Source organism: Bacillus sp. 2CMS4F (genome assembly GCF_023161785.1).
GTDB lineage: Bacteria > Bacillota > Bacilli > Bacillales > Bacillaceae > Bacillus > Bacillus halotolerans.
This window is the reverse complement of record NZ_JALNTO010000005.1, coordinates 121,059-135,076: the sequence shown is the minus strand read 5'-3', so window position 1 is coordinate 135,076 and position 14,018 is coordinate 121,059. Positions and strand designations below refer to the sequence as shown.

The following is a 14,018-nucleotide window of genomic DNA, read 5'->3' as shown; positions in this document are numbered from 1 at the left end:
AGTGCAAGCACTGTTACACCCGTTCACTGTAATCTGGCGTGACGGAAACCATGTGCTGGATACTGATTAAAAAAACAGAATTTCGGGCTGCTTCAATGATGATATGGTCCGGTTTTACATCAATCAGTCTGCCTCTGACCGTGTCTCGTACTGTCTGGATAATGAATTTTGAGCCGATGAGCTTTTTGATGGTCTGATAGACATAAGGATCGACTAATGAGACCAGTTGCGGACTACCTTGGTTGGCCATACTTCAATCCCCTTTATATGTTTTATCTCAGCTTATGCCACGGTTAAGGATAATGACACAGGCTTACCGGATAACACCAGGGGATGCGGAGACGATTGGGGAGTGTGATTCACGCGGGTGTGAGGAAATGGTGATGAAACGGAGACAGCGAAGAAAGCGGACGCTGTTCCGAATACAGGCGGGACTATACAGGCTTTTTTATAGAAGACTGGGCTTGGTCGATTAATCGGTCCAGCTTTTCTATTTTTTTCAGTGCGGTTGCTTCGTCAATTTGTCGGTAATGATGGTGGCCGCCAGGTTCTTCATCAAGTTCGTCCGCTTTTTTGACAATCTGCTGCAGCGTATTTTTATCGAGTTCACCTTCAGGCAGATAGGAATCGGTATGAAGCAATATGGCAAGGGCAATCTCTTTTGCCGCTTTCGGTTCTTCACCAAGACGAATCAAGAGCTTATGCGCCCGTTCCGCCCCTTTAATGGCATGGATGTCATTTCTTCTGTATTTCTCATAATCCCATTTTCCGTCTGTATACCATTCATAATGGCCGATGTCATGCAGCAATGCCGCTTTTGCGGCTAAATCAGGGCTGATATCAGCCTTTACAGACAGCCTGTATGCATGATAGGCGCAGGCAATCGCATGAGCCACGCCGGAACGGTGTAAATATTTTTGTGCAATTGGATGGGTGAAGACATCCATTAATGTAACCTTTCTCATGGAAACCCCTCCTTTAGATATTTTTAGAATCCTAACATAATTTGCAGAGAAACTCAATTCTTATGTCATATCATTTTTGTTTACTTTTCATGTTTGTTATACCCTAAAAGCAGAGTTTCAGTCAGTATATGCAGCCGAACTCCGGAATGCTTAAGCTATCGCCTTTTTATATAAAAAAAAGAGCAGATTCACTCTGCTCTACAAAAACTCTTTAATATCATATATGCGCCCGTTTTCCGCGCCTTTCTCTAATAAAGAAAGCAGCGTGCCGGCAATAAAGGCCGGACTGCGAAGGCTTCCTGTTTCATTCAATTTCCGGAACCGCTCGATATCGTGGAAATCCTTTTTCGATGATGAACGGATGACGGCCTGCATGTCAGTGTCCATGACACCCGGTGAGAAAGAAATCATGTTCACCGGCCGTTCTTCGTCTTCCTGTTCAAATCCGAACGTTCTCGTAAACATATCAAGTCCGGCTTTTGAGCTGCAATACGCGCTCCACCCCTTGTATGGGTTTTTTGCCGCGCCAGAGGTAATATTTACGATTGTTTTTCTTCCGCTGAAAGCAGCAAACTGTTTTGTAAACAGCTGGCTCAAGAGCACGGGCGCTGTCAGATTAAGCTGATAATGGCGCTGCAGCTCTTCAAGAGACGCTTCTCCGGCGCGTTTGATCGGCGTTACCATTCCAGCATTATTGATCAGTGTGATGGCTGAATAATCAGCCGGATTGATGGATGAAAGCAATATTTTGAATTGCTGCTCAGCCTCTGTGAGATTGATCAGGTCGATCTGGTGCTGTGTCAGTTTCTCATGAGAAACATCTGTTGTTGTTCTGGACAGGGCATGGACTTCATGGCCTTTTTCCAGAGCCTGTAATGCAATGGCTTTCCCCAGTCCTTTTGACGCTCCGGTGATGATATAAAGTTCCATTGGAAACCTCCTCCTTCCGTTCTTATTGTACGGACCGCTTTTATGCAAAACAAGCGCGGGCGCTTACGCCTTTTTATTTTCCTGCACGATAACCTTTGGTATAAGAAAAACAATGCCTGCGATCCCGAGCAGAATCAGCACGCTATAGATGATCGGAAGCAGGAGTGAAGATGAATCTTTTTCTTTCATTTCCGTTGATGACGCTTTTGTGATCGGTTTCTCGGCAAATGTAATCCCAAGCTGTTTAGATTGAGCGGCGATGGTGTTGGAGCCCTCGGCATCTGTTGATGTAAACAAATCCTTTATCAGCTCGGCGTCCCGATCCTTCGGCTTATCAAAGGTAATATCCTTTTGCTCCTCAGGCAGTTCTGTTTTCTCCTCATAGGAAGAATCTTCATGCAAATAATTCGTATCGATTTCAATATCTTTCTTTTCATATTGGTTTGGCGCGACATCCGTATTTTCTTCGGTTTCGGCAGCAGCGGCAGAGGGTATGAAAAGGGAAAAGGAGAGCATACACATCATGATCCCCTTTTCCAAGCTGCGATTACGCTTCATACGTTTCATCGCTTTCCGCAGTTTTTTCTGCTATCAAGCGAATGACAAGCGGCAGAGCCGCTGCAATCAACGTAATGATCAGCAGAACCGATATTCCCATTGTAAACAAATGCCCTGTTCCGTACTGGATGTCGATATATACCTTCGACACCGGATCTTCAAATGTGAAGTTTGGCATAATTAAATCAATAAGCGGCGCAACATAGAATAAAATCATTGCCGCTGAAGCAACCCATCCAGGAATTGACCCGAACCGGAATGCCGCCCGGATAAAGGCAGAGCTTGCGACCAGCAATAAAATCGTAAACACAGACCACTTAATTGTCTGATCGTCCGGCAGTGAATAAATATTCAAACCGAACAAGCTGATCATCAAGCCGACAAGGATATTCAGAATTCCGAAAAGCGCTCCTTTGACGAGCAGCGGCGCATTTTGATAATACGAGCTGAAATATCCGATTAACAGACTGCTGATCAAAATAATAACCAGGATGACAACCGGCGGCACCGTCTGAATTTTTTCTTCCGGAACCTGACCGCTGATTTTAAGCGGGTTTGCCAAGTAATCATATACATAGCCGTTGTTTTGGCCATCTACTAATGTATTGCCCAGAATGCCGTATACGTCACTGCGTACAAGCTTCGTGGAGGCAACATTTTTACCCCAGTTGTTATTTAATGTGTCAGCTTTCGTTTGTACATCATTTACGCTTTGCTGCATGTTGGTTGTGTAATCAATAATGCCTGACTGGCGTTCCGATAATGAGCCCATCATGTCTGACATTTGCAGCACTTCCTGGCCGACCGTATCTTGCACGCTCAGTGCCATTGTGCCTGACAGCCCATCATTATTGAACGTTGCAGATTCCTGCGCTGCACCCGTTACAAGCTGTTCTGACGCTTTTGACGCACTCTCAGAGATCTTCGTCAGTTCGTCGAGAACACCGGCTTGAGAATCACGGATATAGCTGCCGTAGTTGTCTGCAAACTCGGTCATGCCATTGATGAAATTGTCGATGTCTTCATCGGTTTGCATCGTGTTGTTTTTGAGATCTTCCCAGCTTGCTGATTCTTCAGGTGAGAGAGCCAGTACGGAAGAAACTTTATCCTGTTGTTCATTTAAAACGTTTTTCTTTACCCAGGATAACGATCCTTGGTCTAGTGAATCATAAAGAGTAGCTTCGTATAAAGATAAATCATTATAGTAGCTCATTAGTTGAGATACATTTTTCGTTGTGATAGGCAAAGAAAACAAATCACTTAAACTGTTTTTAATATTTTGGTTATATTCAAGATACGGTGATTTTAATATGTTATTTTCAGCACGTGTTATAATTCCATAAATAGTTTTAAAATCATCTTCTCTAGCAGTAACTATTTTATTCAAATGAACAATTTTTTTGTCTAACTCTTCAATTTTTTCTTGCAGTTTATCAACTAGTTTAGTGACTTTTTCATTATGTGAGTCTTGTTTTTCTTTAAGCCTTTCTTCAATTTGCTTGATTCGCTCAGACGCTTTGCTGAGCTGTTCTTTCGCTTTTGCGATATCAGAAACCTCATCGTTTCCGGTTTGACCTTCGTCTCCAGGCTGAGTCGTGCCGCCGTCGCTTCCGGTACCTCCTGAATCTCCGGTTCCGTCTTCATTTGCCAGCTGGATCAATTGAAGGGCTGAGTCAGTTGAAGCAGTCTGTTCAGCAGATGTGCCCGTTTCGGTTTGTCCGCTATCCGAATCGCCATTAGAGGATTCGCCGTTCTGCTCCTGACCGTCAGTTTCCTGTTGCTGGTCTTGATCCTGGGTATTGCCGTCCGTTTGTCCGTCATTACCGGTATCACTGCTGTTACTATCGTTCTCGGTGTCTCCCTGTGTATCATCGGGATTGGTGCTGCCCCCGTCATCTGGATTTTCCGGATTGTCAGTGGGCGGCTCATCAGTTCCCGGTTTTTCAGTTCCCGGGTTCTCTGGTGTCGGATCCTCTTTTTCAGGCTCTTTTAGACTGTCTGAAATCTCCTGAATAACAGCGGCGATGTTTTTCAGTTCTTCACGCTGTTCATCTAAATCAATATCTAAATCTTCTATTTTTTCATCTTCCTGATCATTCAGATCTTCGTCATCTAAATTTTCATCAGATTGAGTCAACGGCTTTCGATCAATAGTCATCAAATACTTAATTTTTTCTAATGCAGCAGCTTTAGAAGCTGCTTTATATTGTACCAAGTAATTATTAATTAAATCACTCTGGATTTTCGCCATACCCATTTCTTGCAATGGCACTTGATCCTGCCTTGCCTTTTTAGCATCATCCATCGCAAGACCAGCAATCCCAAGCTGTGTTTTCACTTGGCTGATCCCTGTTGACAGGCCGCTCATCTGCTCGCTGAACTGATTGGCCTTTTGCTGTGCTGAAATGGCATCCAATCCTGTCTGGATTTGCTGCTGAGTTGAATCCTGGGCTGCCAATAGCAGCTTTTTTTGATTTTCTTGATATTCTTTGTATCGTTCAACTGTATCAACGAAGTCTTTCAGCGTGTTTTTTGCTTCCTCCGCTGTCGATGCTTTTTCTTTTGTCGTGCCTTGGGCTTCATTCATTGATTTCTTCAGCTCATCGATTAGGTCTTTCTGGCGTTTGATCTCACCTGCCAAATCGTTAGAGCTTGGTTTATAGAAATTGTACATGACATTTTGGAATTCAGATTCTTTATTGACGATCTTGTCAAACTCTCCTCTGATATTGTCCACTTTTTGTGAGACAAAGTTCCAATATAAGGCCGACATTTTTTTGTTCATTGTTTTCTGGGCATCTTCAAGCTCACGCTGCACTTTTTCTTTGTTGACCGCATTCAGGTTATCTTGAATGCTGAACTCAAGCGTGGCTTTTTGAGGACGCTCTTTGTCATAGCTCAAAATGTTTTTTGAGAAATCTGAGGGAATGTAGACGATCGCATCGTATTTTTTCGATTTCAGGCCTGTTTCGGCTGCACTTCGGTTCACGACCGTCCAAGAATAATCAGGACGTTCCCCCAGAACGGCAGCTACTTCCTTACCGAACTGGGCGGATTGATCATCCTCATCGTCCGCTTTCACCTCATCACTCAATACGCCTGTGTCTTCATTCACCACTGCGATTTGCCGCGTGGAATTGGCTGCTTTTTTCGCCGGATCTTCCCCGATGAACCGGAAAAACAAAACCGGCAGCAGCAAAATAATGATGACGGCGGATATTAACTTGATCAAGTTTTTTCGTTGTTCTGTCATCTAGCACTCTCCCTTTCAGCAGAACATAAAGGAATTTGAACTTTTTGCTCCTTCCCGTTTTCCACAACATATCCGAAGCCCGGCTGAATCTCCGGCTCCTGTCTTTGGTACGGAAGAGGAATGACATTTTGTTCAGATTTTTTCATCAGCAGGATAGCGTGTCTGATTTGCTTCATCTCAGTCGTCAGGGAATCATAGCCTTTGGAGAACTCACTGTGATTGCCTGCCGGAATAAAGCTGAAGCCAAGATGCGCGTAAGATTTCATAAAGTTCGCCAAGCGGTCTTGAATTCTCGTATCAATCGTCTGCTGGAATCTCGTAATTCCGTCAATCATCAGAACCACTTGAGAGAATCGCAGGCTTTGTGCGTCTCCCTGGCGAACGGCTTCTACATACATTGCTTCTCTTGTTTTAAAAATGTCTTCTGCTGTTTCAATCCACTGTTCAATATCATCTTTTGTTTCCATATATGCGACATCTGTTTCTTTGGCATATTTGGATAAACCGCGGTCGATCGAGTCAAACAAACCGATCATTTCCGTTTCATCATCAAGCAGATGCTCAAGCATCACTTTTAAGACGTTTGTTTTTCCTCGCTGTGTCTGCCCTAATATCAGGCAATGCTTGTGCTTAGCCAAGTCAAAGTACACCGGGCTGACGCTTTCTTCATGAAGCCCGATCGGCACAGATAAAGGCTTGCGTTCCAGATTGAAGCGGAGAGAAAACTCTCTCGTCGACAGGCTTTCCGGCAGCATCGGAATCGGAGCCGGCTGCTGCAGTGAAGCATAGCGATCCTGAAGAACCTGCACTTCTGCTTTCAGCTCGTTGAACATGCCGATATCATCCTCTGCTTCAACAGGCAGGAACATTTGGGCGAAATAAAGCTCTTCCTTTTGAATGATCACGCGCCCCGGAATCGGCTCAAGGCTGAACTTCGGCCGTCCGTAAATGGAATATCCCTCAGATTGATCCATCAGATAATGGACAACCTTTGTTTTCAGGTTGTTCAAGAGCGACTGGCGGACAGCATTTACGCGCGTTGCCGTCAGCATAAAGTAAATCCCCAAGCTTTGTCCGTCTCTGGAAAGCTGGACAAATTCCGATTCAAGCTCATGCATCTCATCCTTGACGATATCAAAGTTGTCGATTGTGATGAAAATGAATGGAAGCTCTTCTTCGCTCAGCGCATTGTACATTTTGATATGGCTGATTTCTTTTTCACGGAACAGACGTTTTCGGCGGTCGATTTCCTCTTTGATCCGGATCATGAACTTTTCAATTTTTCTCGACTGATCCATCAGGAAGTAATCCGCCGTGTGCGGCAGCTTCGCTAATGGCAGGAGCGTTCCGTTCCCGAAATCAAAGATATAGACATGAAGCTCTTCAGGCGTGTAGACGTCTGCAAAACTCATCAGGAATGTTGCCGCTGCTATCGATTTTCCATAGCCTGAGGAGCCGAAAATGCCGATATTTCCGTCTTCCATCATTTTATAAGCAATCGGCGCCTGTCTTTGCAGATCAGGTTCATCAACATAGGCAAAGTGGAAATGGTCCTTTTCTTCTGATGGGAAAAGGGTGCGCGGGATACGTTCCGCAAGCGGCGGCAGCCAAGGGCTCGGCAGCTTCTCGATTCCCATTTCCTCTTGAATGCGTTCGATTTCGTCAACCACTGCTTCGATTTCTGACTGAACCTCTTTTTTCGCCATTTCTTCCGTGTCGACCTCAGAAAGCGGTATCAGGCCGGTATCCGTGACAATCGCGATTTCATCCTCTGTTCCGTAAACTTCCTCTAAGTAAGGGGCCCCGCTCCAGGCGGATTGGAACAGCTCGTACACTTCATTGTTTCCGACCTGCAAATAACCGCGTCCGGTAACCGTGATGTTCGCGGCATCGCTGTTTTTCAAAATCTCTTTACTATCGGTGGCATCCTGAACTTTAAGCGCTACTTTAAAGCGCGAGTTACTCCAGATTTGGTCGTCGATGATACCGCCCGGCTTCTGTGTCGCCAAAATCAAATGTACGCCAAGGCTTCGGCCGATACGTGCGGCACTGACAAGCTCTCTGATAAAGTCGGGCTCTTCGCTTTTCAGCTCTGCAAACTCATCTGAAATTAAGAATAAGTGCGGCATTGCTACTTCTGCTTTCCCCTGCTTGTACAGCTTTGTATAGTCATTGATGTGATTGACTTGATATTGATCAAACAGACGCTGCCTTTTTTTCAGCTCGCTTTTAATCGAAGCGAGCGCACGCATACTGAAGTTTTGGCTGCCTTCAATATTGGTGATCGTGCCGAGCAGGTGGGGAATATTGCGGAACGGCTGCGCCATTCCTCCGCCTTTATAGTCAATTAATAAGAAAGCCGCTTCATGCGGGTGAAAATGCACCGCAAGTGACAAGATGTAGGTCTGGAGAAATTCACTTTTCCCCGAACCTGTCGTCCCCGCAAGCAAACCGTGCGGCCCGTGGGCTTTTTCGTGAAGGTTCAGATGCACAATGTCATCCTTCCCTTTATAGCCGATCGGCACCGACAGCGACTTTGACGATTCACTCGTCAGCCACCTTTGCTGGATTCCGATTTCTTTTACTTCCTTCGCATGGAAAAGCTCCAGGAACGAGACCATTTCCGGAATGGAGTTCGTAATGCCCACCTGGTGATTCAGCGTGCGAAGCGTGCGTGAAAACCGTTCGTTGTCCTCGCGCTGATGATGATCGAGCCGGAACGGAATTCTTACTGCTTTTTTCTTTTGTATTAAAATGTCGCCTTCATTTTCGTTGATATAGCGGACAAGGGTCGTAATGTTTTCTGATAAACTTTCCTTTGTTTCCGCGGCGACAATTGTAGAGATGCCCAGCTGCTCATGCTGCCCTTCTAAATATTCAAGAATGACGTGCTCTGAAATCAGCTGCTGATTCGTAATGACAAATACAAAATGCGGTTTAAACTGCAGTTTTTCTTTGTCATCTTCGAGATCGCGCTCTCTGATCAATTCATAAAGTGAAGACAGGAGCTGGTCACGCGTTTGTTCATTATAAATAAAGCCTTTCGCATAAATATGTGGCATCTGAAATTGCGGAAGCCACTTCATCCACTCCCAGTCTTTATACTCCTCTTCATGAAAAATAAAGACGAAGCGCAAATCGTGATAGCTGTTGAAAAACGAAAGCTGGCCGATCAGCTGGTGAATCTCATTCTTAACAATCTGCGATTTCCCGACAAGGCCCATCGGCCCCTCCGCCAAATCGACCGTAACCGGCGCATTGCGAATGTCCTTATAGACACGCTGCATGTGCTGCGATTTCTCCATAAGGTCATCAATATCACGGTTCGCCAAGTCTCCGCCGCTCATATTGATTTCATAGCTTGCAGGAACTGTTCCGGTCCCGAGCCGAACCTGGAGATAATCCTTGCTTTCGAGCGATTTTTCCCAAATTCGGTCACTGATTTCACTTGTTAAGTACTTCATTTGTTCAAAAGAAGGAAAATGAAAGTCAAGAACCTGCTTTTGCTTTTCAGCAAGCGCCTGAAGCTCTTTTCTCTTATTATCTAAGTAAAGCTTATACACGCGCTCACGCTTTTCCTCGCGTTTTTTCCGCTGGTTTTTATCCCGGAAATATTGAACGGTCGAGGTAATAAGGGTCATCATAAACATCGCCAGAGAAACGAGTATAAATATGCCTCGCGGCTGGATGATGGCGACAACGCCCATCACGATCAGCATCACAAGCGGAGGCAGGATGACGAGCCACAGCCCTCTATTGGTTTGATCGCTCTCCTGAGAGGGAAAACTGAAGGACACACGGTCATCTGGCAAATCGTACACCATCCGCGGCGTTCTTCTGTACTGCGGATATTTCTTCTGCATTTCTGTGCTTGGTTTGACGGTTTTGGTTAACACTGTTTCAAGCGGTGTGTAATGAACGATTTCTAAGAGATCTTGTTCAGTTACTCTCATTTGCGTAAAGTTCCAGAATATTTCATCCCCCGGCTTGAGCGGCGCAGCACCTATTACCTTCTCTCCGTTCAAGAACACATTCCCGCTTTTTGAGAGAATCGACCATTTCTCGCCGATATGCAGTAATGAAAATGTGCTTTGCTCCGCAAAAGCAAAATCATTCGGGTTCAGATAGATATCTGCATCTGTCTTTTCTGAGGAACATGTCATTTCGTCTCTGTTTCCTGTAAAATAAACGGATTTTTCAGGTTTTCCGGCAATTAAAAACAGACGTATATCCTGCTGATCCGTTTGAAGAGAAAATGATGTATCAGTTTCAAGACTGCCCAGGCAATCATTTCCCAGGAAAACATCGTACTGGCCGCCGGATTCCTTCCTTTGAAGAGAAATTACCCCGTTCTCAAACGGAATGGTGCCGATCGTAATGGAATCCTTCACATCAGGCCCTATGGTCACCGGCTGGGACGCCGGGAGATCAGACAGTTTTAGTTTTTGGACGTTTTGCTGATAGAAAACCCATAATAGACTCAAATGGCGAACCCCCTAACGGCCGAAATACGGCGTGCGATGACCTGAACTTCATGTTTCACTTTATTTGTCATCTTTTTTCTCATCTTTCTTTTCTTTCTCTTTTTTCTCTTGTTCTTCTTTTTTCGCTTTTTCCTCGGCTGCGGCTTTTTCCTCTGCCGCTTTCTCTTCAGCTTGCTGCTTTTCTTTATCTGATTGTTCTTCAGCGGCTTGGCTGGCTGTATCAGTTTCTGCCGTGTCTGTTATCGCTTCTTCTTTTTGTTCTTTCATTTGTTTGGTAATTTGGTCGATCTCGCTTTGTACCGTATCCAATTCTTTTTGCTTTTCATCATCTTTCATACTGTCATCTGCTAAGATCTCAGCCTTATATCGGATCAGCCCCAGCCCTATGTACGGGTTATACTCCAGCTTTCTTCCGATACTAATGGCTTCTTTATTCTCGCCTCTCCCTATGTCTATCCAATAAAGAAAGTGCTGTGGATCTGATTGCAGCGTAACCAGATTATTTTCAATTTGTTTCTTTTGAGTGTCGCCTAATTTTTCAACCTCAACATAAGACATTGCAAGCTGATACTGCACTGATTCAGGCAGGCTTTCCGCATCATATTTAGCCAGCGTGTTGATGACCCCGCTGTACTGCTTGTTCAAGAAAGCGCGGTTGCTTTCCACAATCGCCTGATGCTTCGGCTGCGCGAAAAATAAGGCATACATCGAATAAATCAGAGCCGGCACAAGCAACACAATGAGTCCCAGGCCGATATATCTTTGGATGTTCCATTTCTTTTTCGGGATATGTATGTATGTTTTTGCTTTGGCTTCGAGCTCATCGATATGTGTCTGAATCAGCTCGAGCAGTTCATCATAGGACTTCGCGTCCAATATCGCTTTTGCCTCCGGAGAGAATGTCAGCGTTTCATTGAATTTCAAATAGTCCTCAAATGCAAAAGCGCCGTCGACTGCCAAAGCCGCTGCGGCTTTCAGCTCCTGCCAGACTCTTTCCTCATCATGCTCGTAAGGCGGAATGCTTTCTTTTACGCCGTAATGAAGAAAATATGGGGTCAGTCCTTTATCGAATACAATGTTTTCCGGGGCCACAATCAAATGCAGCCTTGATAACTTGTGCTGCTGTACAGCCTGAACAAGCTGATAGGCAAACTGCCATTTGCTTTTTTTATCTTTAGCTTTTATTAAGCGAAATTCTTTATAGGAGGGAGGAGGTTGGATTGTGATGATCACTTCGTCTTCCGTCACATCGATCTCTTTATGAAAAGATGGATTTACATCCTTGATCACGTTCGCTTCGAGACCGTCCAGAAGCTTTATTTTTTCCCGTTGAAAGGTAAATGTATAGCCGTCTTCCGTTTTCTGAGAAACAGCTTCTAATTGGTTTTCTAAATATGATGTTTGTTCACCTGACATTCAACCAGATCCTTTCATAATATTTCAAGCCGGTCTCCGCTTGTAATGCCGCAATCAGATAGCTTGCATTCTCCGGAAAACACCGTATCCTTATTGACCACTCTGATCCAGTGCCCTTCGCGCGGAGGTATGGAAACGCTTTGGGCCTGCCAAGCGATGTCAATCACTTTTTTCACCGGGTGGTAATCTGACAATCTGAGATCAAAGACACTTCCGTTATAATGTTTCAAATCTATCGTAATATCAATATACATGTTCATTCACCCTTACATAGAAAGAGCGCCGTCTTCTGGTGAATCAGGCGCTCCTTCCCTTTCATACTGTTATCCGCGGATTTGATTTGCGATGTCTTGGTCAGTAGACTCAAGAGTATTTGCTGTTTGATCAAGCTGCTGGTTTACATCTTGAAGCAAATCTGACATTTTGATAAATGAAGGTTTGAGCTGCTCGTATTGATCTGCGAACGCTTCGCTAGAAGCACCTTCCCACATGCTTTTTAAATCAGAGATCATTCGGTTTAAACGATCAACCTGATTTAATACTTCTTGGCTTTCAACGCCATATTGCTTCGCCATCGCTCTTAGCTCTTCGGGTGTGACACGAATTAATCCTGCCATATTCCTCATTACCTCCTGTGCCATCAGCCTAAATATGGGCTAATTCACTTATTTTTAGAACGTAATTATTATAAAAACAGTTTTTCGGTACAGTCAAACAAATATGTTTTAATTTTACAAAATGAGTCCAATGGTTTACCTCTCGCCTCTTAAAAATTACATATTTTGTTAAACAAGTAGGTTTATTTTCTCAATCCACTCCGCCTTCTTCGAATAATCCAAAAGACCCAAATGATTCTCTAACTCCCAAAAAAAACCTTTCAGAAAATTTGATGCTACAGCACCATCTCTGAAAGGTTCAGTTTTTCAGAAATATTCATCAGTCAGTTCCTGGCCCAAGCAGAACATGTCTCTCATTATATTTAAAAAGTGTTTTTTGACTTTATTCACTTCTATTATACTGTCATTCTTTGTTGTTGATTTTCACAAACAAGAACAATCATAATAAAAGCAAGACGATTTGATGTCAAAGAGAGCAAAGAATAAAAGGATGGAAAAGTAGGGATAATGATGACCATGCCAAAGGATCCGTTTAAATACAGTTTTGACAGACTGGAAGATGTGGCTGACCATATCAGTGAAGTGCTGCAATGTCCGATCACCATTGAAGATGTGAACCACAAACTGCTAGCCTACAGCACCCACAGCGATTGTACTGATCCTGCACGGACGTCTACGATCATTGGCAGAAGAGTGCCAGAGAAGGTTATTAATAAATTGTGGAAAGACGGGACGATTCCCGCACTGCTAAAAACGGACCAGCCGATCAGAGTGAAGGAAATTGACGAAGTCGGACTAAGCAACCGCGTCGCGATTTCGATTTGGAAGAACAACCAGGTGCTGGGGTTTATTTGGGCGCTTGAAATTCAAAAAACACTGTCGGATGATGATCTGCTGACATTAAAAATGGCGGCTAATGCAGTCAGAAACAAGCTGCTTAAGCTCCAAATCCGAAAAACGAAAAATGAGGAGCGCAGCCAAGAATTTTTCTGGAAAATGCTGACCGGACACATCTATCAAGAACAGGACATGACGGATGGGTTTAACAAGCTTGGAATGGTCGTTCCCTCTGAATTTTCCGTGATGATCATCCGGGTAAACGGCGAGCTGACCGAAAAAACAGAACAGCAGCTTCATTATCTGCAGGAAACGACCCAGCAGGTTCATGCTCTGCTGACGACCGTTGATTCCAATGAACTTATCATTTTAACCGCGCCAAAAACGGATCGTCCTTTTCAAGATTTAAAACAGTTCGCTTTCAGCACGCAAAGGCAGCTGAGGGAACGTTATAAAATAGAGGATGCTTCTATTGCAATTGGCGGAATATACAACTCCATTTCGTTTGTCTGCCGTTCATATCAGGAAGCATTGTCCGTATTAAAAGCAAAGGAACGGTTTGCTGAAGAAACCAAGCATCTTTTCAGTTTTTCAGAATTAGGCATCTATCAATACTTGGACGTGTTAGATGAGAAACGGAAGCACACGGGATATTTCAATTACTCCCTTTCAAAACTCGAGCAGTACGACCGGGATCACCAGTCCAATATGGTCGAAACGCTCGAACGTTTTATTGAAGCCGACAGCAATGTGAATACCGCCTCTAAGATCTTGAATATTCACGTTAATACATTGAATTACCGGCTGAAGCGAATCAGCCAGATCGCTGAGATCGATTTAAAAAATGTGAATCAAAAGTTTACTATATATTTGGATATCAAACTTCGAAACAAGGGTTTGTGAAATTTCACAAACCCTTGTTTTTTTATTTTCTTTTTCAAACAAAGAATTTTCCAAA

10 protein-coding genes are annotated in these 14,018 nt (G+C 44.1%); 1 reads left to right on the top strand and 9 read right to left on the bottom strand.

The annotated features are described in order from the left end of the window. Positions 1 to 13 precede the first annotated feature (13 nt). From MTN95_RS10015 to MTN95_RS09975, 9 genes are all read right to left on the bottom strand, one after another. Positions 14 to 250 carry a YuzF family protein gene (locus MTN95_RS10015; RefSeq protein ID WP_010331703.1) on the bottom strand — a complete coding sequence of 79 codons (237 nt, stop codon included), beginning with the start codon at positions 248 to 250 and terminating at the stop codon, positions 14 to 16. A 184-nt stretch (positions 251 to 434) separates the two neighbouring features. Then, complete coding sequence (locus tag MTN95_RS10010) at positions 435 to 965, bottom strand: HD domain-containing protein (protein ID WP_105991645.1); 531 nt, start codon at positions 963 to 965, stop codon at positions 435 to 437. A gap of 198 nt (positions 966 to 1,163) precedes the next feature. Beyond that, positions 1,164 to 1,895: a (S)-benzoin forming benzil reductase gene (locus MTN95_RS10005; protein WP_248338030.1), complete on the bottom strand. Its 732-nt coding sequence runs from the start codon at positions 1,893 to 1,895 to the stop codon at positions 1,164 to 1,166. Between the two features lie 63 nt (positions 1,896 to 1,958). After that, entirely contained in the window at positions 1,959 to 2,411 is a 453-nt protein-coding gene (essA, locus tag MTN95_RS10000; protein WP_081638360.1) for a type VII secretion protein EssA, read from the bottom strand. A gap of 31 nt (positions 2,412 to 2,442) precedes the next feature. Next, positions 2,443 to 5,706 (bottom strand): type VII secretion protein EsaA, encoded by a 3,264-nt coding sequence (gene esaA / locus MTN95_RS09995; protein ID WP_248338028.1) that lies wholly within the window; start codon positions 5,704 to 5,706, stop codon positions 2,443 to 2,445. Beyond that, entirely contained in the window at positions 5,703 to 10,190 is a 4,488-nt protein-coding gene (gene essC, locus MTN95_RS09990; RefSeq protein WP_248338024.1) for a type VII secretion protein EssC, read from the bottom strand. The genes esaA and essC overlap by 4 nt, the downstream gene beginning before the upstream one ends. 60 nt (positions 10,191 to 10,250) lie before the next feature. Continuing rightward, the gene (essB, locus tag MTN95_RS09985) at positions 10,251 to 11,606 is read right to left on the bottom strand and encodes a type VII secretion protein EssB (protein WP_248338022.1); all 1,356 of its coding nucleotides are present in this window, start codon (positions 11,604 to 11,606) and stop codon (positions 10,251 to 10,253) included. Between the two features lie 14 nt (positions 11,607 to 11,620). Beyond that, on the bottom strand, positions 11,621 to 11,860 hold the full coding sequence (yukD, locus tag MTN95_RS09980; protein WP_010331710.1) for an ESX secretion system protein YukD: 240 nt from the start codon (positions 11,858 to 11,860) through the stop codon (positions 11,621 to 11,623). 69 nt (positions 11,861 to 11,929) lie between these two features. Continuing rightward, a complete protein-coding gene (locus MTN95_RS09975; protein ID WP_003220661.1) occupies positions 11,930 to 12,223 on the bottom strand; it encodes a WXG100 family type VII secretion target in 294 nt (97 codons plus the stop codon). A 516-nt stretch (positions 12,224 to 12,739) separates the two neighbouring features. Between MTN95_RS09975 and MTN95_RS09970 the strand changes: the two genes are divergently transcribed. Beyond that, positions 12,740 to 13,963, top strand: a complete 1,224-nt coding sequence (locus MTN95_RS09970) for a sporulation transcriptional activator AdeR (protein ID WP_227598905.1) — start codon at positions 12,740 to 12,742, stop codon at positions 13,961 to 13,963. Positions 13,964 to 14,018: the final 55 nt, after the last annotated feature.

Bases quoted from the DNA above. Each gene is read 5' to 3' on its own strand.
- MTN95_RS10015 (WP_010331703.1), bottom strand. From the start codon at position 250: ATGGCCAACCAAGGTAGTCCGCAACTGGTCTCATTAGTCGATCCTTAT.
- MTN95_RS10010 (WP_105991645.1), bottom strand. From the start codon at position 965: ATGAGAAAGGTTACATTAATGGATGTCTTCACCCATCCAATTGCACAA.
- MTN95_RS10005 (WP_248338030.1), bottom strand. From the start codon at position 1,895: ATGGAACTTTATATCATCACCGGAGCGTCAAAAGGACTGGGGAAAGCC.
- essA (WP_081638360.1), bottom strand. From the start codon at position 2,411: ATGCTCTCCTTTTCCCTTTTCATACCCTCTGCCGCTGCTGCCGAAACC.
- esaA (WP_248338028.1), bottom strand. From the start codon at position 5,706: ATGACAGAACAACGAAAAAACTTGATCAAGTTAATATCCGCCGTCATC.
- essB (WP_248338022.1), bottom strand. From the start codon at position 11,606: ATGTCAGGTGAACAAACATCATATTTAGAAAACCAATTAGAAGCTGTT.
- yukD (WP_010331710.1), bottom strand. From the start codon at position 11,860: ATGTATATTGATATTACGATAGATTTGAAACATTATAACGGAAGTGTC.
- MTN95_RS09975 (WP_003220661.1), bottom strand. From the start codon at position 12,223: ATGGCAGGATTAATTCGTGTCACACCCGAAGAGCTAAGAGCGATGGCG.
- MTN95_RS09970 (WP_227598905.1), top strand. From the start codon at position 12,740: ATGCCAAAGGATCCGTTTAAATACAGTTTTGACAGACTGGAAGATGTG.